Origin of the sequence: Bacillus sp. 3103sda1, assembly GCF_024159135.1 — a bacterium.
GTDB lineage: Bacteria > Bacillota > Bacilli > Bacillales > Bacillaceae_G > Bacillus_A > Bacillus_A rhizoplanae.
Window position 1 is genome coordinate 1,450,502 of record NZ_JAMYWS010000001.1, and the last position, 23,728, is coordinate 1,474,229.

Below are 23,728 nucleotides of genomic sequence, written 5' to 3' on the forward strand. Positions count from 1 at the left end.
GCTTTTTTTTTTGAAAAAGAAAAGGAATGTTAGTATAAGAGAAGAATGAAAAAGAGAAATAAGGAGGGAAAACATGAAGCTATATACAAAAACAGGAGATAAGGGACAAACAAGTCTTATTGGAGGACGCGTAGATAAAGACAATTTGCGTGTAGAGGCATATGGAACAATTGATGAGGCGAATTCGTTTATTGGACATGCGATGACATTGCTAGAGGGGGAATTGTTTCAAGATATTTATCAAGAACTTGAAAAAATTCAGCATGAGTTGTTTGATTGTGGCGGGGATTTAGCGATTGTGAAGAGAAAAATTCCGTATAAAGTAACAGAAGACATCATTACTTTTCTAGAGGAAAGGATTGATGTATATATACAAGAAGCACCGCCGCTTGAGCGCTTTATTTTACCAGGAGGAAGTCAAGGGGCGGCTATTATTCACATTGCTCGTACTGTTACACGAAGAGCAGAACGTTGTATTGTTGCTTTAAAGAAACAAGATGAGATTAATGAATATGTTTTGCAATACGTAAATCGCTTATCGGATTATTTATTTGCAGTTGCAAGAGTTGTGAATGCTCGTTCTAATGTGAAAGATATAGAATATGAAAGAAGCGCGATTGTATTTCGAGATAAGGAGGAGAAGAAAGAGAAATAGGCTCTTTCTTTTTTTGGTATACTTTTTGCTATAATCAACCAAAATAGAGAAAGTGTGATTGTTATTTAGAAAACGGAGGATTTATAATGAAAGCTTTAAAAATCATTTTGCTTTTCTTTTGTGTTTTTTTTATAGCACAAACAGAAGGTGCTGCTGAAGAAAAGCGGTGGGCATGGCCGGTAGAGGGGAGAATTAGCGATTATTTTGGAACGAGAAATGGAAAACATTTTGGGATTGATATTGCTGCACCGATCGGCACTTCAATAGCAGCTATGCAAGATGGTGTTGTAACAAGATCTTATTTTTCTGATAGTTACGGGCATGTTGTGTTTATTAAACATGAAGATTATGAAGCTGTATATGCTCATATGAATAAACGACTTGTGAGAGAGGGAGATGCAGTTTTAAAAGGGCAAAAAATTGGTCAAGTGGGAAATACAGGACAATCGAATGGTGCTCACTTACATTTAGAAATTCATAAAGGGGCTTGGACGATAGCGAAAACAAATGCAGTAAATCCGCTGCAAATGATTCAAGAAAAGCCTAATACGGTAGCATCTGCTTCTGTATATGTCGTGCAAAAAGGTGATACATTGGTCAGTATTGCTAGGAAGTTCGGTACAACTGTTGAAGAATTAAAAGTGAAAAATTATTTGCAAAAAGATACTATTTATCCGTCACAAAAATTACATATTAATTGAAAAAGAGCTAGGAAGACTAGCTCTTTTTCTTGTTACCAAAAAATAAAGATACATACAAATCCAGCAATTATTAAATAGCTATAATAATAAAACACTTTAGCTCGTGTTTTTTCTTCTGTTCTAAATAAGACAAGAGTAGGTTCAATAAGACCGATAACGAAACAAAGAAGACCGAGCAGCATACAGCCGAGAGACAGCGAATACAAAGCAATTTGAATTTGAGATGGGAGAATCAATTTTAATAAAAATGCAATAAGTACAGTATAGCAAATACTCCCAATATACACGTTCAATGTTGTATTAGATCGATAACCAGGCAGTTTTTTAAAAAATGATCTGGAAACAATTTCTGTTTCTAAGGATGTATAAGTTTGAATGATTTTTTCTGCCTTTTTTCCTTGATGAAAAAGAGAAAGAATCCAATTTCGTTCTCCTTGAAAGACAAAATGAGTTTTTGTTAAATAATGATCAATTTTGACTTTTCTCCAGCTTTTCCATGGATGTCGTTCGCGAAGTTTTAGTTTACTGTCTGAATTTTTATCATATTGATATACACTAATGCCATCTTCATCAAAAGCAACATAATATGTATCTCTTGAAAAGTTACCTGAGTCAAGAGGACAATAGAACAGCAATTCCTTTTTTAAATAAAAGTATTCTTTGCGAAGATTTTTTTTCATAATTTCTCGAATAGGCTGTTTCTTTTCTTTACTCATGACATTTCCTCCATTGTAAGAAAATGCTGTTTTTCTTAACAATATCATATCTTATCACTTTCACGTATAAATGGCTAGAGAATTGTGGACAAAAAAGAACAAACACGAAAATTTGTTCCTTTTTGTCGTATTATTTACTTATTGTTAGAATAGCATGCAATTATGAGGATGTGACTGGATAAAGAAAATTTCCCTCAGTGGAAGTTTTCTTTATCCCCGGCCTATCTTCTTCGCTTTTCTCTGCATCTTGAGGTGGGGGACTGCTAAGTATAGGAAGGTGTTGTACAATGTGAGTGAAAAAGAAGCATTTTCATTCACATTGTTTTAAAATTGTTGTATAATGATGAGGAAAATAGAATATCGGTCTATCTTCGGGGCAGGGTGAAAATCCCGACCGGCGGTGATGAACGTGTATTTTTGTTCTAAGCCCGCGAGCCGTTAAGGCAGGATTTGGTGCGATTCCAAAGCCGACAGTACAGTCTGGATGGGAGAAGATGGAGGTTCGAGCGTTCAAAAAAGATATATGTTTGAACGTTTGTTTGATGTGCCTAAAATTTCTCCCTTTGCGTTTCGGACGCGAAGGGTTTTTTCATGCAGGAATATATTTAGGCATAGCAGAGCCTTTCCACTTTCCATGAGATGATCGATGGAAAAGGAGAGAGAAACATGAAACAACAGAAGAGTGTAGTACAAATGATGAGCGTTGCGATGCTAAGCAGCATTGCGTATTTATTAATGATGCTGGATTTTCCACTTCCAGGGCTGCCACCGTTTTTGCAAATTGATTTTAGTGATGTCCCAGCATTAATTGCAGCCATTACTTTTGGACCAATTTCAGGTGTAATTGTAGAAGGGATAAAAAATGTCCTGTATTATGGTATTCAAGGCGATTTAACGGGCGTACCTGTAGGAGAAGTGGCGAATTTTGTTGCTGGATGTCTCTTTATTCTTCCGGCATCTCTTTTATTCCGTAAACATCGCACAGTAAAAAGTTTAACAACAGGATTAATGTTCGGAACAATTATGATGACAGTAATTATGAGTGTATTAAATTATTTCATCATTTTTCCAGCTTACACTTGGTTCTTAGGTCAACCTGCTATGTCTAACGATGCAATGCGTCAAATAATTGTAGCGGGAATTTTACCTTTTAATATAATTAAAGGGATTATAGTAACAATTATTTTTGTTCCTTTATTTTCTCGATTAAAAGTATGGGTATTTGCGAAAATGAAAAATGCATAATATAGAAGGTTTTGCATCAGTGGAAGTTTTTTCTGCTGATGTTTTTTATCCCGCATTAACAGGCAGTAAGCCCTCCGCTTCAAGATTGTGAGGAACTCGAAGGAGATAGGTAGGGGATGAAAAAAACCACTGATGGAAGTTTCACTTTATCTCGCGTAAGGAGTAGTAAGAGTCTGTTTGATGGGGCTGACCACTAAATTTAGGATGAGTGACTAGTGAAAGTTGTGCTTCATAGAAGAAAATAAAGTGTAAAAAAATACCCCTCATTATTTGAGGGGTATTTTTTGAAGTCAACAATAAGACTATTCAAATTTTAATGCGTCACCGTCGAATGCTTCCTCTGCCACTTTAATAGAGTCAGTTGGGCAACCTTCGAATGCATCCATCATATCATCGATTAATACATCTGGAATTTCAACGATACCTTGGTTATCGTCAAGTGTTACGAATGCAATGCCTTCATCATCGTAATCATAAATGTCCGGTGCAGCTGCTCCGCAAGCTCCGCATGCAATGCAAGTATCTTTGTCAACGATTGTATATTTTGCCATTTTTGTATACCCCCTAAATAATATGTATATGTATATAAGAACACTGATGAAAAATTATAACCTTATTGTAAAACGGTTTTTGAAACTTTTCAATATAAAATTATAATGATAATTCTTATCAATTGAGTGTGTCAACTAATTTCTATAGTTGTACATAAAATTTTAAAAATATCTAAATAAGATGCATTTTGTTACAATGAAAGTAGAAGTAGACTGAAAGGGTGGAAGAAGCGTTGCAGCTACAATATACCGTACTATACTGTTTGAAACAATTAAAAGGTGAACGAACGGTTTCTTCTATTTATCACCTTTTAAAAGGGAAACGTTCTTCACAAACATTGCAAGATGGGAATATGTTTCATCTTTCCTTTTTGTTTAGTGTATATAAATCTTTAAGACGTCATGATTATGATAAACAGATTGAAGCATTATTAAACAAGCAACTTATTACATGTGTGCATGAAAATACTTACATTTTATCTGAAATGGGAGAGAAACAAGTAAACGAATGGGAAAAATTCTTTTCTTTCCCGAAATATTTACACGGTTTGCAATACGGCGAACTTGGAGAGAGCTTTTGGAAAAGGTTATCCTTAATTGTGCAAACTGTATCTAATTTGCAACAAAAATATGTGAAATTCCTTCCAATTCAGCAAGATACAGAAATCACGATGTGGGTAAAACAATTTATTATGAACTCTCCTGTTTCAAGAGGACAATTAGCGGAACAGTTATATAAAGAAATAAATTCAATATTAGTGTATGTTACCTCTCTAGAAGCAACCATTTTCGTATATCGTCTAACAGGATACCATCGTATTGGTTATACAACAGATCAACTTGGAAATATGATGAAGCAAGATGCGTTTCGAGTATATCTTTTATTTTGGGGAACGACTCATTTCATCATTCAACATGTACAAAATCATCAGCAGAATTTTCCGTTATTGGCACAAATTATTGCGTATCCGAATGAAAAAGCAGATTTATTTAGTATATCAACACAAAAAACATATCAACTATGGAAGCAAGGACGAACTATGGAGGAAATTGCTAGGATAAGAAAATTAAAAGTGGCGACAATTGAGGATCATATTGTGGAAATTGCATTGCGTGAAAAAGAATTTCAGGTGGAGCAATTTGTAGAAAAAGAAAAAATGAAACAAATACAGAAAATGATTGAGAAGTTACAAACGCGGAAGCTGCGAGTCTTGAAACAAGCTGCTGGAGAGCATGTTTCCTATTTTGAAATTCGGCTTGTATTAGCGCGAGTAGGGGGATTACATGAAACTTGAAGATATTTTATATCAGTGGTTTGGGTACCGGACATTTCGGCCAGGACAAAAGGAAGTTATTGCAGACTTATTAAATGGAAATTCTGTTGTAGCGATGCTGCCGACTGGAGGGGGGAAATCGCTCTGTTATCAGCTTCCAGGATTTATACAAGATGGAACGGTACTCATTGTTTCACCGCTATTGTCATTAATGGAAGATCAAGTTACACAGTTAAAATACATTGTGAAAAATCAAGTTATTGCTTTTAACAGCTTTCGAACAATGGCAGAGAAAAAAGAAGCTATGCGGCGGTTGCATTCCTATAAATTTGTATTCGTGTCTCCTGAAATGCTGCAATCAGATGTGTTGCTAAAAGAATTAAGGAAAATTCATATCTCTTTATTTGTTGTGGACGAAGCACATTGTATTTCTCAATGGGGATATGATTTTCGAACAGATTATAAAAAGCTAGATCAAGTTATTGCATCGATGGGCTATCCTAAGGTTCTTGCTTTAACAGCTACTGCTACGAAAGAAGTATTACAAGATATTATTGAAAGTTTAAATTTGAAAGATGTGAGGCAGCATTTATATTCGATTGATCGCCCTAATATTGCTATGAAAGTAGAATTTGTACAAACCATTCAAGAGAAAAAAGAAGTGCTGTTATCTCATGTGAAATATTTACAAAGTCCTGGCATTATTTATTGTTCGAGTAGAGCTTGGACTGAACGTCTTGCAGCGTATTTAAGAAGTGAAGGGATTGAAGATGTTGCGCATTATCATGGTGGGATGGAACATGAAGAACGGATGTTAATTCAGCAACAATTTATGAATAATCAACTCCAGCTCGTTGTGTGTACAAGTGCATTTGGTATGGGAGTAAATAAGCAAAACACACGCTATATTATTCATTTTCATTATCCGACAAATATAGAGTCTTATTTGCAAGAGATTGGACGGGCAGGTAGAGATGGAAAGCCAAGCATTGCCATTTTGTTATGTAGTCCCCTTGATCATGAGTTGCCAATCTCCATTATTGAAGAAGAATTACCAAATGAACAACAAATACGCTTTTTATTTTCTTTATTACGAGAAACAATGTTTCAAGCCCAAGTATTACCGTTAGAAGGTGTAGAAGAAATTTGCTACAATACAGCAGGATTGAGTGAACAACATTGGCGATTTATTCGGTATCATTTTGAAAAGATGAAAATCATACAACATAGAGAATTGATGATTGAATCCTTGTCAGATGAAGCAGAGCGGAAGTTAATTGCAGAAGTGAAAACTCGGCTTTATAATAAATACGGTCAACTAGAAACGATGAAAGAATGGATGCGACGAACGGATTGTAAAAGAGAAGCGATTCTTTCCCAGTTTGGATATGTAAAGGAAACGCAGCCGGAAAATTGCTGTGACTATTGCGGGATTCATATAGAAGATTATAAAAAAAGACAAGCAAGGCAACCTGTTTTCGACTATAATTGGGAAACAGAGTTACAATTGCTCTTCGGATTCAGAATGGAGGAATGATGGATATACGCAAGACAAGTATTGAAGACATGAGTCTAAAAGAAATCCGACTTAATTTATATATTACGCAAGCGATCATTATATGTATTGGAATCTTGTTAGCGTATATATTATTTCCGAGTATGGACGCATTTCTAGCTTTGTGGAAATGGGATTTTTCATCTATTTTTCTAATAGGTGGCGGAGTAGCTTGTGTGATTGTTTTATTTGATTATATTGCGATGCATTTTTTTCCTGAATCGTGGTTTGATGATGGCGGGATTAATGATCGTATGTTTCAAGGAATGTCTGTTTTCCGCGTGTTCGCTGTTACCCTTTTAATTGGAATAGCAGAAGAGTTTTTATTTCGTGGCGTGATACAAACGTATTTTGGCTTAATTTTTGCGAGTGTTGTATTTGCAGTTTTACATATTCGTTATATTACTAAGCCGTTTTTATTTTGTTTTGTATTGATGATTAGTAGTGTATTTGGTTTTGTATTTCAATGGACTGGTAATTTACTGATCACGATTTTTGCGCATTTTTTAGTCGATTTCATAATGGGATTGCAATTAAGAAAGCAAACGGAAGATGGTGGTGACCGATATGGCGAAGCAGACAACAGAGTTTGAAGAGAACATGAAAGAGTCAACGGAAAAAGAAGGAGAGGGTTTACCGCCTCGTAGTGAAGTCCATAAAGACAAGAAAAAATCAAAATTTAAAATAAAGCACTTTTTTGTTCGGATTTTAACATTATTATTTATTCTTCTTCCAATAAGTATTTTATGGTATACAGAGCGTTACATGGAGGAGAAGCAAGCGGCGGAATCGAGTGCCAATTCTGAAAAAAGTGCATTTGAAGTTATTTTTTTTGATTCAAAAAAGAAAACCGATAATGAATCAAAGTCATCACCATCAGAGACATTTCAGTTTCATACAGTACAAGAGGGAGAAACGCTCGAAGATATTGCAAAGAAATATTTTCCGAATGAAGATGGGATAGCGATTATAAAGAAATATAATGAAGTAGCAGAAGACTTAGAACCAGGGCAAGTGTTAAAAATTCCGAAGAAGTCAGAACCAGAACCGAAAAAATAAAGTGAACCTTCCGTCAGCGGGAGACCTTACTGCCCGCGAATGACGAGATGAAGAAAAACCTTCTACAGAAGTAGAGGGTTTTTCTTCACTTGCTGGGGTGATGTGTTATTATGTGGTTAGATTTTGTTAAGAGGAAAGATGAGGAAAGTGTATGACATGGGGATTACTAGGTTGTTTCATATTATGCGTTGTGATTGTTTGCTTTGTTATGATGTATAGAGAAGCGATGCGTGATACATTGTTAGAACACACCGTATCGTTTGCGGAGTTTCCAATTAGTTTTGGAGAAGTACGAATTTTTTTTATTTCGGATATTCACAGAAGAACGATTTCTCAAACTTTAATACAGCAAGTGAAAGGGAAAGTAGATCTCGTTATTATAGGTGGAGATTTAGCTGAACAAGGGGTACCGCTAACACGAGTAGTTGATAATATTAAACGGTTAAATGAAATGGGACAAGTGTATTTTGTTTGGGGGAATAATGACTATGAAATTGATTTTCACGAATTAGACGCGTTGCTTCTTCAAAATGGAGTGAAAATTTTAGACAATACAGGGACCTTATTTGAATCAGAGTTTGGAGAAAAGATATGGTTACTAGGTGTTGACGATGTAAGTTTGAAACGTGATCGTTTAGATTTAGCACTAGCAGATTGTGAAGAAGAGGGATTTCGTATCCTTGTGAGTCATAATCCTGATATCGTATATAAATTAAATGGAACGGAAAATATCTCCTGTGTATTAAGTGGTCACACGCATGGTGGACAAATTCGGTTATTTCATTTTACACGTTTTTTGAAAGGTGGAATTTATGAATATCCACATACGACTTTGTTTGTAAGTAATGGTTATGGAACAACACTTGTACCATTGCGTTTTCGTGCTCCTGCACAAACACATTTGATTACATTACAAAGAAAAGATTGACGTTGTTTTTTTAAGGTGGGAAGAGATATGCCAAGTTCAATAGGTAAATATAATATTAAAGTGGTGTCAAATATGCTCGGTATACATCCAGGAACATTGCGAGCTTGGGAAAGACGGTATCAAATCATTGCACCGAAGCGTAATAATGCTGGACATCGATTATATACAGAAGAACATGTTCAAATATTAAAGTGGCTTATTAACAAAGTGAATCAAGGGTTTACCATTGGACAAGCGGTTAGTTTATTAGAAAATAATCAATTACAAAATCACAATTTATCAGAAATAGAATATAATAAAGTAGAACTTTTAGTAGACGATATCCTTTCTTCTTTGTTAAAATTTGATGAAATGCAAGCTCTCGAGTTACTGGATGAAGCTTTTAGTATTTTTTCTATAGATAAAGTAATTGCAGATGTGTTAATAAAATTGCTTGTAAGGTTAAAAGATATGCGCTTGAATGAAAAAATAACAAGTGCAGAAGAACGGTATGCGACTTCGTTTTTACGCTCGCGTATCGGAATGATGCATCATAGTATGCCTATTAATACAGGACTACCAAAGGTGCTTTCTATATGCGCTCCAGGGGAATTATGTGAACTTGGATTATTTATTTTTACAACATATTTGCGTCGAAAAGGTTATCCAGTAATCTATATTGGGACAGGCATAGAAGAAGCTGATATTGATGATGTAATCAAACAAGTAAATCCTAAAATCTTGTTTATTTCTTGTACAATAAAAGAAAATGTAATGACAAGTGTTCAGCTTGCAAAGAGATTACATGAACAATATGCAAACCTTTGTGTTGGGCTTAGCGGTTTTGCCTTTGAGTTTACTTCTGATGAAGAAAACGAAGAGACTCGTAACTGGTTTGTTGGGGATACGAAAGAAGAATGGGATGAATGGTTAAAAATGTCAGAATAGTTGTTCGGAAAGAACCATCTATTTTCTGTTTCATATAATAAAAATTAGATGCAACGGTTGCGTAAGGAGGTTACGGGATGAGGTTGGAGCGTTTAAATTACAATAAAATTAAAATCTTTCTGACGTTCGACGATTTGTCAGAACGTGGACTTACAAAAGAAGATTTATGGAAAAATGCGCCGAAAGTACAACAACTGTTTCGAGATATGATGCAAGAAGCGAATAAAGAGCTCGGCTTTGAAGCGGATGGTCCAATTGCGGTAGAGGTGTTTTCGTTGCAAGCACAAGGTATGGTTGTTATTGTTACGAAAGAAAATCAAGAGTCAGATACGGAAGAAGAATTTCAAGATGAATATATTGAAATGCAAGTTACTCTTGATGAGAGCGAACATATACTATACGAATTTGCTTCATTGGAGGATGTAATTGCATTAGCAGGTCGTTTATATAATCTTGGAGTAACAGGTGGAAAGCTTTATGCGTGGCAAAATCGTTTTTATCTATGGTTAGAAGAAGATTCTACTATGTTATTGAAAGAAGATATGATTGCCATTTTAGCAGAGTTTGGTAACTCTTCTACAATTACAATTTATCGAATGATGGAATATGGAAAAGAACTTATGGCGAATGAAGCAATTGAGCAAATATATAAGTATTTTATCACAAAAGAAAACCTCAGCTAAGTGATACAGTTGAGGTTTTTCTTTATGTGAAATATTTAATCATTATATAAAAAATATTAGTTTTTAACGTATTTCGCTTTTCTAAAAAGAATAAAAAGACTATAATGATATTGAAAACGTTTGCAAAAAATAAAAAGGTTTGTATATATTTGTTAGCGTTTTCTCTTGCATTCCTATTTTAAGAGTGTATACTAGGCAATGAAGGTTTACTAAACAAGTGAAATTACAGGGGGTTTACTTACTATGGTAGCCGAAAAGGGAGCTCAAACACAAACACAAACACAACAAAGAGAACAACACTTCGAACTGTTGAATTCGACACAAATTGTTATTAAAGAAGCCCTAGAGAAATTGGGTTATCCAAACGAGGTATATGAGTTACTTAAAGAACCGATTCGTATGATGACAGTAAAGATTCCAGTTCGTATGGATGATGGAACTGTTAAAATATTTACAGGATATCGTGCTCAGCATAATGATGCTGTTGGTCCAACAAAAGGCGGTATCCGCTTCCATCCAAATGTAACGGAAAACGAAGTAAAGGCACTTTCGATTTGGATGAGTTTAAAATGTGGTATTGTTGATCTGCCGTATGGTGGAGGTAAAGGTGGTATCATTTGTGACCCACGTGAAATGTCTTTCCGTGAGCTAGAAAGATTAAGCCGTGGCTATGTAAGAGCAATTAGCCAAATCGTAGGTCCAACGAAAGATATTCCAGCTCCAGATGTATTTACAAATTCACAAATTATGGCATGGATGATGGATGAATATAGCCGTATTGACGAATTTAACTCACCTGGATTTATTACAGGTAAGCCGCTTGTATTAGGTGGGTCTCATGGCCGTGAGACAGCAACTGCAAAAGGCGTAACAATCTGTATTGGTGAAGCGGCGAAAAAACGTGGTATTGACATTAAAGGTGCACGAGTTGTTGTACAAGGCTTCGGAAATGCAGGTAGTTTCTTAGCGAAGTTTATGCACGATGCGGGAGCAAAAGTAATTGCGATTTCCGATGCTTACGGTGCACTTCATGATCCAAACGGCTTAGATATTGATTACTTATTAGACCGTCGCGATAGCTTTGGTACAGTAACGAAATTGTTTAATAATACAATTTCAAATAAAGAATTATTAGAACTAGAATGTGATATTCTAGTACCAGCTGCAATTGAAAATCAAATTACAGAAGAAAATGCAGCGGATATTAAAGCGAAAATTGTTGTAGAGGCAGCGAATGGCCCTACAACGTTAGAAGCAACAAAAATTTTAACAGAACGTGGTATTTTACTTGTTCCAGACGTATTAGCGAGTGCTGGTGGCGTAACAGTTTCTTACTTTGAATGGGTACAAAATAACCAAGGTTACTATTGGACAGAAGAAGAAGTAGAAGCTCGTTTAGAAAAAGTAATGGTAAGCTCATTTAATTCTATTTACGAAACGGCGCAAGTTCGCAAAGTGAATATGCGTTTAGCAGCTTATATGGTTGGTGTTCGTAAAATGGCAGAAGCAAGCCGCTTCAGAGGTTGGGTATAAACCGCTTATTGATTATGCAAACCGCAATTTCCTGTAAAGGGAGTTGCGGTTTTTTGTTGTAATAATATTGTTGGGTCGGTTATTGCAGTTGCATGGGCATTAGTTGTATGGCTTATGAGTTATATGAATTAGTAAAAAACAAAAAAGAACACTTGTTCTAATAGAACATTTGTGCTATACTCTCCTTAGATAGAAAAACGGAAATAAAGTGAAAATTCCATTGGTAAGGAGTTTGTTCAGTACTCACTGATGGGAAGTATTCACCAATTATAAAGGAGAGATTCTAATGAAAACGACTGCAGAACAACGTTTTATGATGCCAACACATGTAATGGAACGAGTTGAAAATTTACGCAAAAAGCATGTGCAACGCTCTTCCTTCCTACATACAGTGAATTGTTTTTTTGGATTAGAAACGAAGCAAGATGAAATTTGGTTTTATGGTTTTTATACGGTGGCAGTAAGTGTGTTATTGTTTATGATATTTGCTTCGAATATGATGGATTTTCTGCTTTCATAATAATGTTTGCGTTAGAGACACATCGTCTGAATACATATAAGATTAGGAAGGTAATTTTATAAGAGCGGAGATGATGTGAATGGCGAAGTTTCCTATACAGCGAAATTATATTAAACACGGAGGCTCTCGATCTGGAATTCGACTTTCAAAAGTTCGTTTTATTGTCAGTCATGATACTGGAAATCCCGGCAGCAATGCGGTTGGGAATCGAGATTATTTTAATGAAGTGCAACCAAAAGCTTCAGCTCATACATTTATTGATGATAAAACTATATTAGAGATTATTCCAATCAATGAGGTAGCCTACCATGTTCGGTACAACGTTCCGACAGATAATGAAATATTTGGTCACAATGCTAACAGCGCAGCGATCGGTGTTGAACTTTGCTACGGTGGGAATATAAATTTTTGGGATGCATATACACGTTTTACTTGGTATCATGCGTATTTGTGTCACAAATTTGGTTTAAATCCAAAGAAAGCTATTGTCTCGCATAAAAAGCTTGATCCTGCTCGTAAAATTGATCCGGAACATGTATTAAATAATCAAGGTATACCTTTTCGACAATTTTTAGCGGACGTCTATCGCATGTACGTATCGTATAGATGACAAATATATGAAAAATGAATACAATAAAGATAGGTGCCTACTGCTGAAAGTAGGTTTTTTCTTGTTTTGTAATTTTTTTATTTGAATAGAGAGCAGAAGACTAGGAGATGAGTTTTACATGCAAAAAGAAACAGCGATTATTATCGGAGGCGGACCATGCGGATTAGCAGCAGCGATTGCAATGCAAAATGTCGGGATTAATCCACTTGTCATTGAAAAAGGAAATATTGTTAATGCAATTTATAATTATCCAACACACCAAACATTTTTTTCTTCTAGTGAAAAACTAGAGATTGGTGGAGTTGCTTTTATTACAGAAAACCGTAAGCCTGTTCGGAATCAAGCATTAGCATATTATCGAGAAGTAGTGAAACGGAAGCATGTACGTGTAAACGCTTTTGAACGAGTGGAAAAAGTACAGCAAGAAGAGGATTTTTTTCTTGTTCAAACAGTAAAGAATGACGGGAAACAAGAGAAATATAAAGCAAAATACATTATTATTGCAACTGGGTATTATGATAACCCTAATTATATGAATGTTCCGGGAGAAGAGTTAGAAAAGGTTGCGCATTATTTCAAAGAAGGTCATCCGTATTTTGATCGTGATGTTGTGGTAATCGGAGGAAAGAACTCAAGTGTAGATGCGGCATTAGAACTTGTAAAATGCGGAGCGCGTGTGACGGTTTTATATCGAGGACAAGTATATTCTCCAAGTATTAAACCATGGATTTTGCCAGAATTTGAAGCGTTAGTTCGTCAAGGTACGATAAAAATGGAATTTGGTGCACATGTAAAAGAAATTACAGAACATACAGCCACGTATACAGTAGGAAACGAAGAGTATACAATTTCAAATGATTATGTCTTTGCCATGACAGGCTATCATCCAGATCATGGTTTTTTAACGAAAATGGGCGTAGAAATTGATTCTGAAACAGGAAGACCACTGTATAAAGAGGAAACGATGGAAACGAATGTGGAAGGGATTTTTATTGCTGGTGTAATTGCTGCTGGTAATAATGCGAATGAAATTTTTATAGAAAATGGTAGATTTCATGGAGACGCAATTGCGAAAACCATTGCAGAGCGAGAACAATAAAAATTTATTAATGAATGGTGACAAATGAAAAACACCTCCGTCTAATTCGTAGCTTTAGAAATGCGAATTAAGGAGGTGTTTTTTTGTTACAATCGTATATTAATGTTTAAACATAGCTTGAATCTCTATTTGTTCTTTTGTTACTTCTAGCCCAACAAGCAGCTTAATACGTGCTTTTTGAGCATTTAAACCATATGTGAAGATAACGCCCATGTTTTTCAATTGTTTGCCGCCGCCCTCATAAGAATATACATCTTGAACAATACCGTTGAAGCAGCGAGAAACAAGAACAACTGGAATATCTTTATCTATTAAACGTTGCAGTGCAGGAAGTGTGCGTGGCGGTAAGTTGCCTTGTCCAAGTGCTTCGATGATAATTCCATCAACCGGTAGTTGTTCAATTGCAGCTAATAATGTATCGTCCATACCTGCATATGCCTTTAATACGACAACATTTTTTGTAATTTGTGTAACGGCATATTTTTCGTGATGCACTAATGCTTGGTGAAAGACAACGCCGCGCTTCGTTACCATTCCAACTGGACCATATTGCGGACTTTGGAATGTTGCTACGTTACTTGTATGTGTTTTTGTTACATTCGTTGCACAGTGAATTTCATCGTTTAATACAACAAGGACACCTTTTCCTTTTGCTTCTTCACTACTAGCAACTTTAACAGCTGACAAAAAGTTATATAAACCATCAGCACCTAACTCATTACTTGAGCGCATTGCTCCTGTCACAACAATTGGTACATCAGCTTGTACAGTTAAGTCAAGGAAATAAGCTGTTTCTTCCAACGTGTCTGTTCCGTGTGTAATAACAATTCCTTGCACGTTATCGTTCTTAACCTTCTCATCAATCATGACTTGCAATTGCAGCATTTCATTTGGTGTCATGTGAGGAGATGGAAGATGAAAGACATCTTCAACAATTAAATCGATATCTTCTTCTAAATTTGGAATGAATTTTAAAAGTGGATTTTGCGCGCCAGGTTGAACAACCCCAGTTTCTTTATCTTCTTCCATCGCAATTGTTCCACCTGTGTGTAAAACAAGAATTTTTTTCAATGCCTTTACCCCTCTCCAATCAATGAAAATACATTAAGAACATAACATGATTTGCCTGGATTCGACAATGAAAAAGTATAAAACTTATAAGAGATTATCACAATGAAAATAAAGTGAAACTTCCAACAGTGGGGGCTTCATCCTCACTGTAGGTTAGTTGAACCAATCGGACGCATGCCAACAGTTATTTACAATTTATCTGCTTTGTTTCCTCAGAATCTTGAAGCGGGAGTTTTACTGACAAAAAGTAGCGAGGTAATAAGTAAAAGGAGATGTGGAGTTTGAAGAAAATAGAGAAGATTTTAATTCGTTTACTTATTGGACAATGTCTTTGTCTATGTATTGTCCAATTACTTTTAACCCAAGAGCATATAGCGAAATATGTATCAAAAGTTGTATATTATGAAGGAGTAACAAAAGGGGTTATGACGAATATTTTAGAGGTTAATCAATAGCTTTTTCATTTGCTTCTAAGAAGGATTATGCTACAATAGTTGAGGACTTGAAACGGAATAAAGTGAAACGATTATTAGTAGGAGAATTTTTCTCCACGTCGATCGTAATTTAATTAATCAGGCTCTTACTGCCTGTTAATGCAAAGTGAAACAATCATGAGAGAAGCAGGGGGGACGTACCTGCTTTTCCTTCTGTTTTTATAAGTGAAAAATGGGGTGTTACAATGGATAAACGAATTTCGATTGCAATTGATGGCCCTGCAGCTGCAGGGAAAAGTACGGTTGCCAAAATTGTTGCTAAAAAACTTTCTTATGTTTATATTGATACGGGTGCAATGTATCGCGCAGTAACGTATGCGGCGCTGCAGCAAAGTGTTGATATTGAAAATGAAGAAAAGTTAATGGAAGTCATAAAAAATATAGATATTAAATTTCAACATAGAGAAAATGTACAACTTGTTTTTTTAAATGGACAAGATGTGTCAGAAGTGATTCGCACACCAGAAGTAACAAATCGTGTATCAATTGTGGCAAGACATCGTCTCGTTCGTGAAGAAATGGTACGCCGTCAGCAAGGGTTAGCAGAAAAAGGCGGCGTTGTTATGGATGGCCGCGATATTGGAACGCACGTATTGCCGAATGCGGAAGTGAAAATTTTCATGTTAGCTTCTGTTGAGGAACGAGCAGAGAGAAGACATTTAGAAAATACTCAAAAAGGATTTCCATCTAATTTAGAACAACTAAAAGAAGAAATTGCGCGCCGTGATAAATTAGATTCTGAACGTGAAGTGTCTCCGTTAAAGAAAGCCGAGGATGCAGTTGAATTAGATACAACATCTTTATCTATTGAAGAAGTAGTTCAAAAGATTATGGATATTGTATCGGTAACGTTCGCAGAATAAGGGAAGAGGTTAGCCTCTTTCCTTATTTTTGTTTCTTGAAACATACGATTCTTCCTGTTAATTAATGAGACAATTTCCTTGACAAATCCGTCGATTTGTTAGAAGTTAGTAAAAGAGGGTATTTTCTAAATATTTTACATACATGCAAATGGAAGCTATTGTTTCCATTTCGTATATACATAAAGATGCTTTGCCATTTCAGTAGGGAGGTATTTCCATGGTAGAAAAAATGAATGAAGAAGTTGTCGACACAAAGGCATTACAAGTAGGTGACATTGTTACAGGTAAAGTAACAAAAGTCGAAGAAAAGCAAGTATTTGTGAATGTTGGGTACAAAACTGATGGTGTCATTCCAATTAGTGAATTGGCGAATGTCCATATTGAAAAAGCGGGCGATGTTGTAGAAGTAGAACAAACTCTTGAATTAAAAGTAATTAAATTAGAAGATGATGATCTAGTGTTATCTAAACGTGCTGTAGATGCAGAAAAAGCATGGGAAGTATTACAAGGGAAATTTACATCAGGTGAAGTATTTGATGTAACAATCAAAGATATCGTTAACGGAGGTCTAGTAGTTGACCTTGGTGTGCGTGGTTTTATTCCTGCTTCACTTGTAGAAGTGCATTACGTCGAAGATTTTACTGATTATAAAGGGAAAACATTAGCAGTAAAAATTGTAGAATTAGATCGTGAGAAAAATCGTGTTATTCTTTCTCATAAGGCAGTTGTAGAACAAGAGTTGGAAACGAAGAAAAAAGCAGCTGTTTCTTCTTTAAAAGAAGGTGATATTGTAGAAGGAACAGTACAACGTTTAACTGATTTTGGAGCATTTGTAAATGTTGGTGGTGTGGATGGTTTAGTTCATATTTCACAAATCTCTCACGATCGTGTAGAACAACCATCTGATGTATTATCACAGGGAGAAACTGTAAAAGTAAAAGTTTTATCTGTTGATGCTGATACACAGCGTATTTCTTTATCTATTAAAGCAGCACAGCCAGGACCTTGGGGAAATGTTGCAAATCAAGTAAAAGCAGGCGATATATTAGATGGGAAAGTAAAACGTCTTGTTACTTTCGGGGCATTCGTTGAGATTCTTCCTGGTGTAGAAGGACTTGTACATGTCTCTCAAATTGCAAATCGTCATGTGAAAAATCCGAATGAAGTATTAGAAATCGGACAAGACGTAAAAGTAAAGGTGTTAGAAGTTCATTCAGAAGAAAAACGTATTTCCTTAAGTATAAAAGAAGCGCTTGAAGAAAATAATGTAACAGAAGATTACAGTAAATATGAACCATCTTCTGATTCTGCTACATTCCAATTAAGTGATATTATTGGAGAACAGCTAAAAAAATTAAAGAAATAATGAGGGATATGTGTGGTAAGAGCAAAGCGTAAATTAGAACATATTGAGTATGCTCTTTCTATCGGACAGTCTCGTACACATGGCTTTCGTGACATTGTCTTTGTTCATCAAAGCTTACCAAATATAAGTTATGAAAGTATATCATTTCAAACAGGAATCGGCGAACTTTCTTTAAGTTCGCCGATTTTTATCAATGCGATGACTGGTGGGGGCGGAGAGCATACACTACATATTAACGAACAACTAGCCTGGGCAGCGCATCAGCATCAGCTTGCGATGGCTGTCGGTTCGCAAATGGCAGCGTTAAAAGATCCTCAAGAAGCTGCATCTTATAAAATTGTGAGAAAAACGAATCCGAATGGAATTGTTATTGCAAACTTAGGAAGCGAAGCAACAGTAGAACAAGCACAGCGAGCTGTTGATATGCTTGAAGCAAACGCATTGCAAATTCATTTGAACGTCATTCAAGAGTTGACAATGCCAGAAGGCGATAGAGATTTTACAGGTGCACTAGAGAGAATTGAACAAATTGTAAAATATTCTTCTGTTCCTGTTATAGTAAAAGAAGTTGGTTTTGGTATGAGTAAAGAAACGGTAGAGAATTTAGCCAATGTTGGTGTTTCTATTATAGATATTGGCGGTTATGGCGGCACAAACTTTGCTGCGGTTGAAAATGAAAGAAGGCAGAGAGTGCTTCCTTATTTCAATGAGTGGGGCATTCCGACTGTTTCGTCTTTAATTGAAGCATCCTCTATACAAAAAAACCTCTCTATTATTGCATCGGGTGGTATTCAAACAGCCCTTGATGTAGCGAAAGCATTAGCATTAGGAGCATCGGCTGCGGCGTTTGCTGGCCATTTTTTACGAATACTGATAAATGAAGGTATTGAGAAATTAATGGAAGAAATAGAATTACTACATAGAGATTTGCAGTTTATAATGACAGCGCTGGGGGCGCGAACAATCGCGGAGCTTCAACGAGTGCCGATTGTTATTAATGGTGATACATACCATTGGCTTATCCAGCGTGGGATTGATACAACAATATATGGCAAGCGCTGAACGAACTCTATCTAGGGGGTTTTTGGCGAAGTAAAACTAAAGTGAATCCTTAACGCTGTATTTGTTGCATTCTGCACTGGTAGTCAGCTCTGTTAATTGGTTTTTTATCCCGCATTAACGGATAGTAAGACCCCCACCTATCTTTGAGGCGTGGGGGTCTTACTGTCCATAAAAGCCCGCTCAAGCGGGCTTTCCATCAGTGGGGGATGAAGAAAACATCCACTGATGGGAGTTTCATTTTATTGTTTGATAGAGCAAGGAAAAAATCAACCGTTCGGTTGTTTTTTTGTTTATTAAGATACATCTTGGAATTTCGAGGCAGAAATCTTACTGCTTATTAATACCGAGTAACAAAGTAACAGCCAACGACACGTTGGCTGTTTTTGTTTTAATGTTGATTTTGTTTTCGCGCTTGCTCCGGTGTATCGAATCCTGTTGCGCCCGGATATTGTAGTGACTGACTGCGATCAGATTCCACACGTCGCGATTGTTTCAATTTTTTTTCTTGACGATCTTTACCCATAGTGTCCCCACCTCCTTAGTACAAAGTGTTGCTGTTATTTTTAAAAATATGCAGCTGTAGAACAGGATTATTTTTCATGAAAAATCCCCATAATGGAAATAATAGGAGGTGATAACGTGGAAGGAAGTTATTTTTATTTTTTAGCGTGGATGGGATGGATTATTGCAACGTTTTTTTTGAAAAAAGATACGTTTAGACTTTGTGTTAGTGCTGCCATTTTATTATTTATTAGTTGTTCGCAAACAGTGATTTCAATTTCTTCTTTCACAATCTCAGTAAATGCTCTTTTGCTGGGCGGAATTTCATTTGTTGGAATTGCAGCATATTCAGTATGGAAAAAAATCTATACTTTACTTTGTGCGCTTATAATCGCAATGCTATATACAAGTTTTTCTTTAATAGAATTATACGATCCGATTTGGATTGTCATAAATCGTACATGGATGCTGAGTGGTATTCTCGTTTATATATCTATTTTATTGCATCGAGACCGTCTATTACGTATATGGGGATTATATGTAGGGGCTTTGCAAGGTGAGTTGTTTGTAGCTTTTGTCTTAAAGAGCTTCAATTTTCCGTATCAACTCGGTAGCTTGCAGTTTTTTAATATGGTTGCTGTGTCCACAATGTTCTTTAGCCTTCTATATAGCGTTGGAAAAATAATGACATACACAGGGCAATTTAAGCAAAAACAAGTGAAGGAGGGGCAAGGGTAGTTTATGAATTCATATACATCAGCGATTTTACTTGGGGTAATTGTGGGGACAGTTACACGAATTTTAATGCTTCAAACTGATACAAGGCAGTATCCAACTCGCTTGCATGGCAAGATTATTCATATTGCAATGGGAATTACTGCGTCTGCTCTTGGGGCAGTTGCGATCCCATCTATTATGAAGAAAGATTTCTCCGCTATTACATTTTTGACATTAGCGGCATCGCAATTTCGTGATGTGCGTAATATGGAGCGTAATACACTGCAGCAATTAGATGGATATGAGCTTGTCCCGCGGGGGAATACATATATTGAAGGAATTGCACTTGTGTTTGAGAGCCGTAACTATTTAGCGATGTTAACATCTTTTGTAACCAGCTTTGCGTATTTAGGGTTTAAATCTTGGTATGCCGGTATTTTTGCTGGAATAATAAGTTTCTTTGTTGCGAAAATGTTAATGTCCGGTAAACGACTGCGTGATCTTGTGGAAATTGAACATGTGCCACCACATTTTGAAGGCGCTGGTCTTTATGTAGATAATATTTATATTATGAATATTGGTTTACCAGCGAGACAAAAAGAAATTATGAAGTATGGCATGGGGTTTATTTTGAAACCGAAGTCTATTGATGCACGAATAACATTAGCGAATTTAGGTCAAAGGCAAGCCATTTTACATGAAGTGTCTGTTTCGCTTGGTGTTTATCGAGATTCTGGAACACCAGCACTTGTACCGCTTGCAAAACGAGATTTAAATGATGGAAGAATAGGCGTGTTTGTTTTACCGCAAGATCAAGATGTGAAGAAAGCTATTCAAGTCATTGGAAATGTTCCGACGTTAGAAAGTGCTGTTCATATGGCTTCTGAGGCTCCTAACGGAAGGGGAGATAAAGGGTGATATTAGAAAAATGTATTCTTGCTGTCATTACAACAATTCCAGAAAAATTCGCTGGCGGCGCTCCATTATTTGTATGTGAGACAGTGGAAGAAATGGAATTTGTTGCTAATAATTTAGAAGCGATTTTAGATGGAATTGCACACCGCTTACAAGAGAACCTATATATTATTGTGAAACATTCTTGAAATGTGCTATAATATGAGATGTTTTGATATAAAGAGAAATATTCTGGAATGCAAATCCCTTCTTGCACAAAGAAGGGTTTTTTACATAATAACAGAAGCAAATAGAAAGGATGAAAGTATATGCCAAAACCGGTAGTGGCAATAGTAGGACGCCCAAACGTTGGAAAATCTACTATTTTCAATAGAATTGTTGGGGAAAGAGTGTCGATTGTAGAAGATATTCCTGGTGTAACACGAGATCGTATTTATAGTGCAGGAGAATGGTTAAATCATGAGTTTAACATTATTGATACAGGTGGAATTGATATTGGGGACGAGCCATTTTTGACACAAATTCGTCAACAAGCAGAAGTTGCGATTGATGAAGCTGATGTTATTATTTTTATGACGAATGGTCGCGACGGTGTAACAGCTGCGGATGAAGAGGTTGCAAAGATTTTATATCGTTCTAAAAAGCCGGTTGTATTAGCGGTCAACAAAATAGATAACCCAGAGATGCGCAGCGATATTTATGATTTTTATGCGTTAGGATTTGGAGAACCATTTCCGATTTCTGGTACACATGGTTTAGGGCTAGGGGACTTATTAGATGAAGCAGCAAAACATTTCCCGAAAATTGAAGAAGAAGCATACGATGATGAAACAATTAAATTCTGTTTAATTGGCCGTCCGAATGTTGGGAAATCATCAATGGTAAATGCATTGCTTGGTCAAGAACGTGTAATCGTTAGTAATGTAGCAGGTACAACACGTGATGCAGTTGATACTCCGTACAGTAAAGATGGACAAGATTACGTTATCATTGATACTGCAGGAATGCGTAAAAAAGGAAAAGTATATGAAAGTACTGAAAAATATAGTGTACTTCGCGCACTTCGAGCAATTGAACGCTCTGACGTTGTTTTAGTTGTTTTAGATGGTGAAGAAGGAATTATTGAACAAGATAAAAAAATCGCTGGATATGCGCATGATTCAGGTCGTGCTGTTATTATCGTTGTAAATAAATGGGATGCGGTTGAAAAAGATGAGAAAACGATGAAGGAATTCGAAGAGAATATTCGTGCTCACTTCCAATTTTTAGATTATGCACCAATCGTATTTTTATCTGCAAAAACGAGAAAACGTACACATACATTGCTTCCTGTTATTAATGAGGTAAATGCAAGTCATAGTATTCGTGTACAAACAAACGTATTAAACGACGTAATTATGGATGCTGTTGCAATGAATCCAACACCAACACATAATGGACAACGTTTGAAAATCTTCTACGCAACACAAGTCGCGGTGAAACCACCGACATTTGTTGTATTCGTAAATGATCCAGAGTTACTGCACTTCTCATATGAGCGTTTCTTGAAAAATCGTCTGCGTGATGCGTTTGGTTTCGTAGGAACGCCGATTAAAGTTATTGCAAGAGCACGAGACTAATGGAGAGGGTGTGATTTTATGAAAAAAATCACAGTAGTAGGAGCAGGTAGCTGGGGAACGGCGTTAGCAATGGTATTAGCTGACAACGGCCATGATGTACGTCTTTGGGGAAACCGAGTAGAACTCATGAATGAAATTAATGAAAAACATGAAAATAGTCGTTATCTACCGGGGATTACATTGCCAGCCAGTATCGTTGCCTATTCTTCCTTAGAAGAAGCATTAGCGGGGGTAGATACAGTACTTCTCGTTGTACCTACAAAAGCATACAGAGAAGTATTGCAAAATATGAAAGAACTTGTTTCGCAGCCAATTACATGGATTCATGCGAGTAAAGGAATTGAACCAGGAACTTCAAAGCGTATTTCGGAAGTGATTGAAGAAGAAATTCCGGCACATCTCATTCGAGATGTTGTTGTCTTATCGGGACCGAGTCATGCAGAAGAAGTTGGATTGCGTCAAGCTACAACAGTTACATCAGCTGCAAAGCGTATGGAAGCAGCGGAAGAAGTTCAGGACTTATTTATGAATAGTTATTTTCGTGTATATACAAACCCAGATATTGTTGGAGTTGAACTTGGCGGAGCGTTAAAAAATATTATTGCCCTTGCTGCTGGTATTACTGATGGACTTGGTTTAGGTGATAATGCAAAGGCGGCACTTATGACGCGTGGTTTAACAGAAATTGCTCGTTTGGGTCGTAAAATGGGTGGTAATCCCTTAACGTTTGCTGGCTTGACAGGTATGGGAGATTTAATTGTAACGTGTACGAGTGTCCATAGCCGAAATTGGCGTGCTGGTAACTTGCTTGGTAAAGGTTGCTCGTTAAACGAAGTGTTAGATAATATGGGGATGGTTGTTGAAGGTGTGCGGACAACAAAAGCTGCACATGAGATGGCAAAAAAAATGAATGTAGAAATGCCAATTACAGCTGCCTTATATGATGTATTATTTAATGAGAAAAATGTAAAAGATGCTGTAGGAACGCTGATGGGGCGTGTGCGTAAACACGAAGTAGAAGAAATTCCAGATTTGTTGTAAGAAAAGCTGTACAAGTGTAAAGA

The 23,728-nt window shown here is 36.3% G+C and carries 27 protein-coding genes and 1 riboswitch; of the genes, 23 read left to right on the forward strand and 4 right to left on the reverse strand.

Going from position 1 to position 23,728, the window contains the following annotated elements; genetic code table 11:
* Positions 1-73: 73 nt before the first annotated feature.
* Together NKR74_RS07275 and NKR74_RS07280 are read left to right on the forward strand one after the other, a co-directional pair.
* The gene (locus tag NKR74_RS07275; RefSeq protein WP_098309441.1) at positions 74-655 is read left to right on the forward strand and encodes a cob(I)yrinic acid a,c-diamide adenosyltransferase; all 582 of its coding nucleotides are present in this window, start codon (positions 74-76) and stop codon (positions 653-655) included.
* 86 nt (positions 656-741) lie between these two features.
* Positions 742-1,356 (forward strand): peptidoglycan DD-metalloendopeptidase family protein, encoded by a 615-nt coding sequence (locus NKR74_RS07280; RefSeq protein ID WP_098309440.1) that lies wholly within the window; start codon positions 742-744, stop codon positions 1,354-1,356.
* A 32-nt stretch (positions 1,357-1,388) separates the two neighbouring features.
* On the opposite strand, the gene NKR74_RS07285 is transcribed toward NKR74_RS07280, so the two are convergent.
* A complete protein-coding gene (locus tag NKR74_RS07285; RefSeq protein ID WP_253629104.1) occupies positions 1,389-2,072 on the reverse strand; it encodes a hypothetical protein in 684 nt (227 codons plus the stop codon).
* Positions 2,073-2,435: 363 nt separating this feature from the next.
* Positions 2,436-2,572: riboswitch (FMN riboswitch) on the forward strand.
* Between the two features lie 166 nt (positions 2,573-2,738).
* Here NKR74_RS07285 and NKR74_RS07290 point away from each other — a divergent pair.
* Complete coding sequence (locus tag NKR74_RS07290) at positions 2,739-3,317, forward strand: ECF transporter S component (RefSeq protein ID WP_253629105.1); 579 nt, start codon at positions 2,739-2,741, stop codon at positions 3,315-3,317.
* A 302-nt stretch (positions 3,318-3,619) separates the two neighbouring features.
* Here the strand turns inward: NKR74_RS07290 and NKR74_RS07295 are convergent, their stop codons facing one another.
* Positions 3,620-3,868 carry a ferredoxin gene (locus tag NKR74_RS07295; protein WP_098309437.1) on the reverse strand — a complete coding sequence of 83 codons (249 nt, stop codon included), beginning with the start codon at positions 3,866-3,868 and terminating at the stop codon, positions 3,620-3,622.
* A 233-nt stretch (positions 3,869-4,101) separates the two neighbouring features.
* Here NKR74_RS07295 and NKR74_RS07300 point away from each other — a divergent pair, with 233 nt between their 5' ends.
* The 11 genes from NKR74_RS07300 to NKR74_RS07350 all read left to right on the forward strand — a co-directional run bounded on the left by NKR74_RS07300 (position 4,102) and on the right by NKR74_RS07350 (position 14,056).
* Positions 4,102-5,163 (forward strand): YpbB family protein, encoded by a 1,062-nt coding sequence (locus NKR74_RS07300; protein ID WP_098309578.1) that lies wholly within the window; start codon positions 4,102-4,104, stop codon positions 5,161-5,163.
* Complete coding sequence (locus NKR74_RS07305; RefSeq protein ID WP_253629106.1) at positions 5,153-6,679, forward strand: RecQ family ATP-dependent DNA helicase; 1,527 nt, start codon at positions 5,153-5,155, stop codon at positions 6,677-6,679. The genes NKR74_RS07300 and NKR74_RS07305 overlap by 11 nt, the downstream gene beginning before the upstream one ends.
* Positions 6,676-7,290: a CPBP family intramembrane glutamic endopeptidase gene (locus NKR74_RS07310; protein ID WP_375337656.1), complete on the forward strand. Its 615-nt coding sequence runs from the start codon at positions 6,676-6,678 to the stop codon at positions 7,288-7,290. The genes NKR74_RS07305 and NKR74_RS07310 overlap by 4 nt, the downstream gene beginning before the upstream one ends.
* Complete coding sequence (locus NKR74_RS07315) at positions 7,265-7,756, forward strand: LysM peptidoglycan-binding domain-containing protein (RefSeq protein WP_098309435.1); 492 nt, start codon at positions 7,265-7,267, stop codon at positions 7,754-7,756. Before NKR74_RS07310 ends, NKR74_RS07315 begins: the two co-directional genes overlap by 26 nt.
* Before the next feature lie 151 nt (positions 7,757-7,907).
* Entirely contained in the window at positions 7,908-8,684 is a 777-nt protein-coding gene (locus NKR74_RS07320) for a metallophosphoesterase (RefSeq protein WP_253629107.1), read from the forward strand.
* Between the two features lie 27 nt (positions 8,685-8,711).
* Positions 8,712-9,611, forward strand: a complete 900-nt coding sequence (locus tag NKR74_RS07325; RefSeq protein WP_253629108.1) for a MerR family transcriptional regulator — start codon at positions 8,712-8,714, stop codon at positions 9,609-9,611.
* 77 nt (positions 9,612-9,688) lie between these two features.
* Positions 9,689-10,294 (forward strand): genetic competence negative regulator, encoded by a 606-nt coding sequence (locus NKR74_RS07330; protein ID WP_098309432.1) that lies wholly within the window; start codon positions 9,689-9,691, stop codon positions 10,292-10,294.
* 243 nt (positions 10,295-10,537) lie between these two features.
* Positions 10,538-11,827: an NAD-specific glutamate dehydrogenase gene (gene gudB, locus NKR74_RS07335; protein WP_098309431.1), complete on the forward strand. Its 1,290-nt coding sequence runs from the start codon at positions 10,538-10,540 to the stop codon at positions 11,825-11,827.
* A 286-nt stretch (positions 11,828-12,113) separates the two neighbouring features.
* Positions 12,114-12,347, forward strand: a complete 234-nt coding sequence (locus tag NKR74_RS07340) for a DUF3961 domain-containing protein (protein ID WP_253629109.1) — start codon at positions 12,114-12,116, stop codon at positions 12,345-12,347.
* 79 nt (positions 12,348-12,426) lie between these two features.
* Positions 12,427-12,957 carry a peptidoglycan recognition protein family protein gene (locus NKR74_RS07345; protein ID WP_098309429.1) on the forward strand — a complete coding sequence of 177 codons (531 nt, stop codon included), beginning with the start codon at positions 12,427-12,429 and terminating at the stop codon, positions 12,955-12,957.
* 118 nt (positions 12,958-13,075) lie between these two features.
* On the forward strand, positions 13,076-14,056 hold the full coding sequence (locus tag NKR74_RS07350; protein WP_098309428.1) for a YpdA family putative bacillithiol disulfide reductase: 981 nt from the start codon (positions 13,076-13,078) through the stop codon (positions 14,054-14,056).
* A 99-nt stretch (positions 14,057-14,155) separates the two neighbouring features.
* Here NKR74_RS07350 and NKR74_RS07355 read toward each other — a convergent pair whose 3' ends face one another.
* A complete protein-coding gene (locus NKR74_RS07355; protein WP_098309427.1) occupies positions 14,156-15,127 on the reverse strand; it encodes an asparaginase in 972 nt (323 codons plus the stop codon).
* 281 nt (positions 15,128-15,408) lie between these two features.
* Here NKR74_RS07355 and NKR74_RS07360 point away from each other — a divergent pair, with 281 nt between their 5' ends.
* From NKR74_RS07360 to fni, 4 genes are all read left to right on the forward strand, one after another.
* Positions 15,409-15,582, forward strand: coding sequence for a DUF5359 family protein (locus NKR74_RS07360; RefSeq protein WP_098309426.1), 174 nt, complete (start codon positions 15,409-15,411; stop codon positions 15,580-15,582).
* Positions 15,583-15,806: 224 nt separating this feature from the next.
* Positions 15,807-16,484: a (d)CMP kinase gene (cmk, locus tag NKR74_RS07365; protein WP_098309577.1), complete on the forward strand. Its 678-nt coding sequence runs from the start codon at positions 15,807-15,809 to the stop codon at positions 16,482-16,484.
* 217 nt (positions 16,485-16,701) lie between these two features.
* Positions 16,702-17,850, forward strand: a complete 1,149-nt coding sequence (rpsA, locus tag NKR74_RS07370; RefSeq protein ID WP_098309425.1) for a 30S ribosomal protein S1 — start codon at positions 16,702-16,704, stop codon at positions 17,848-17,850.
* 12 nt (positions 17,851-17,862) lie between these two features.
* Positions 17,863-18,912 carry a type 2 isopentenyl-diphosphate Delta-isomerase gene (gene fni / locus NKR74_RS07375; RefSeq protein WP_253629110.1) on the forward strand — a complete coding sequence of 350 codons (1,050 nt, stop codon included), beginning with the start codon at positions 17,863-17,865 and terminating at the stop codon, positions 18,910-18,912.
* A 388-nt stretch (positions 18,913-19,300) separates the two neighbouring features.
* On the opposite strand, the gene NKR74_RS07380 is transcribed toward fni, so the two are convergent.
* Positions 19,301-19,435, reverse strand: a complete 135-nt coding sequence (locus tag NKR74_RS07380) for a YpzI family protein (protein WP_098309423.1) — start codon at positions 19,433-19,435, stop codon at positions 19,301-19,303.
* A gap of 116 nt (positions 19,436-19,551) precedes the next feature.
* On the opposite strand from NKR74_RS07380, the gene NKR74_RS07385 reads away from it, so the two are divergent.
* The 5 genes from NKR74_RS07385 (at position 19,552) to NKR74_RS07405 (ending at position 23,705) form a co-directional block, all read left to right on the forward strand.
* Entirely contained in the window at positions 19,552-20,151 is a 600-nt protein-coding gene (locus tag NKR74_RS07385; protein ID WP_098309422.1) for a YphA family membrane protein, read from the forward strand.
* A gap of 3 nt (positions 20,152-20,154) precedes the next feature.
* Positions 20,155-21,048 (forward strand): YIEGIA family protein, encoded by an 894-nt coding sequence (locus tag NKR74_RS07390; protein WP_253629111.1) that lies wholly within the window; start codon positions 20,155-20,157, stop codon positions 21,046-21,048.
* Positions 21,045-21,233: a capping complex subunit for YIEGIA gene (locus NKR74_RS07395; RefSeq protein ID WP_098309420.1), complete on the forward strand. Its 189-nt coding sequence runs from the start codon at positions 21,045-21,047 to the stop codon at positions 21,231-21,233. The genes NKR74_RS07390 and NKR74_RS07395 overlap by 4 nt, the downstream gene beginning before the upstream one ends.
* 120 nt (positions 21,234-21,353) lie before the next feature.
* Positions 21,354-22,664, forward strand: a complete 1,311-nt coding sequence (der, locus tag NKR74_RS07400; RefSeq protein WP_098309419.1) for a ribosome biogenesis GTPase Der — start codon at positions 21,354-21,356, stop codon at positions 22,662-22,664.
* A gap of 18 nt (positions 22,665-22,682) precedes the next feature.
* On the forward strand, positions 22,683-23,705 hold the full coding sequence (locus tag NKR74_RS07405) for an NAD(P)H-dependent glycerol-3-phosphate dehydrogenase (protein ID WP_253629112.1): 1,023 nt from the start codon (positions 22,683-22,685) through the stop codon (positions 23,703-23,705).
* Positions 23,706-23,728 lie beyond the last annotated feature (23 nt).

Bases quoted from the DNA above. Each gene is read 5' to 3' on its own strand.
- NKR74_RS07280 (WP_098309440.1), top strand. From the start codon at position 742: ATGAAAGCTTTAAAAATCATTTTGCTTTTCTTTTGTGTTTTTTTTATA.
- NKR74_RS07380 (WP_098309423.1), bottom strand. From the start codon at position 19,435: ATGGGTAAAGATCGTCAAGAAAAAAAATTGAAACAATCGCGACGTGTG.
- NKR74_RS07285 (WP_253629104.1), bottom strand. From the start codon at position 2,072: ATGAGTAAAGAAAAGAAACAGCCTATTCGAGAAATTATGAAAAAAAAT.
- NKR74_RS07290 (WP_253629105.1), top strand. From the start codon at position 2,739: ATGAAACAACAGAAGAGTGTAGTACAAATGATGAGCGTTGCGATGCTA.
- cmk (WP_098309577.1), top strand. From the start codon at position 15,807: ATGGATAAACGAATTTCGATTGCAATTGATGGCCCTGCAGCTGCAGGG.
- rpsA (WP_098309425.1), top strand. From the start codon at position 16,702: ATGGTAGAAAAAATGAATGAAGAAGTTGTCGACACAAAGGCATTACAA.
- NKR74_RS07320 (WP_253629107.1), top strand. From the start codon at position 7,908: ATGACATGGGGATTACTAGGTTGTTTCATATTATGCGTTGTGATTGTT.
- gudB (WP_098309431.1), top strand. From the start codon at position 10,538: ATGGTAGCCGAAAAGGGAGCTCAAACACAAACACAAACACAACAAAGA.
- NKR74_RS07325 (WP_253629108.1), top strand. From the start codon at position 8,712: ATGCCAAGTTCAATAGGTAAATATAATATTAAAGTGGTGTCAAATATG.
- NKR74_RS07390 (WP_253629111.1), top strand. From the start codon at position 20,155: ATGAATTCATATACATCAGCGATTTTACTTGGGGTAATTGTGGGGACA.
- NKR74_RS07345 (WP_098309429.1), top strand. From the start codon at position 12,427: ATGGCGAAGTTTCCTATACAGCGAAATTATATTAAACACGGAGGCTCT.
- der (WP_098309419.1), top strand. From the start codon at position 21,354: ATGCCAAAACCGGTAGTGGCAATAGTAGGACGCCCAAACGTTGGAAAA.
- NKR74_RS07295 (WP_098309437.1), bottom strand. From the start codon at position 3,868: ATGGCAAAATATACAATCGTTGACAAAGATACTTGCATTGCATGCGGA.
- NKR74_RS07275 (WP_098309441.1), top strand. From the start codon at position 74: ATGAAGCTATATACAAAAACAGGAGATAAGGGACAAACAAGTCTTATT.
- NKR74_RS07310 (WP_375337656.1), top strand. From the start codon at position 6,676: ATGATGGATATACGCAAGACAAGTATTGAAGACATGAGTCTAAAAGAA.
- NKR74_RS07340 (WP_253629109.1), top strand. From the start codon at position 12,114: ATGAAAACGACTGCAGAACAACGTTTTATGATGCCAACACATGTAATG.
- NKR74_RS07305 (WP_253629106.1), top strand. From the start codon at position 5,153: ATGAAACTTGAAGATATTTTATATCAGTGGTTTGGGTACCGGACATTT.
- NKR74_RS07315 (WP_098309435.1), top strand. From the start codon at position 7,265: ATGGCGAAGCAGACAACAGAGTTTGAAGAGAACATGAAAGAGTCAACG.
- NKR74_RS07350 (WP_098309428.1), top strand. From the start codon at position 13,076: ATGCAAAAAGAAACAGCGATTATTATCGGAGGCGGACCATGCGGATTA.
- NKR74_RS07330 (WP_098309432.1), top strand. From the start codon at position 9,689: ATGAGGTTGGAGCGTTTAAATTACAATAAAATTAAAATCTTTCTGACG.
- NKR74_RS07405 (WP_253629112.1), top strand. From the start codon at position 22,683: ATGAAAAAAATCACAGTAGTAGGAGCAGGTAGCTGGGGAACGGCGTTA.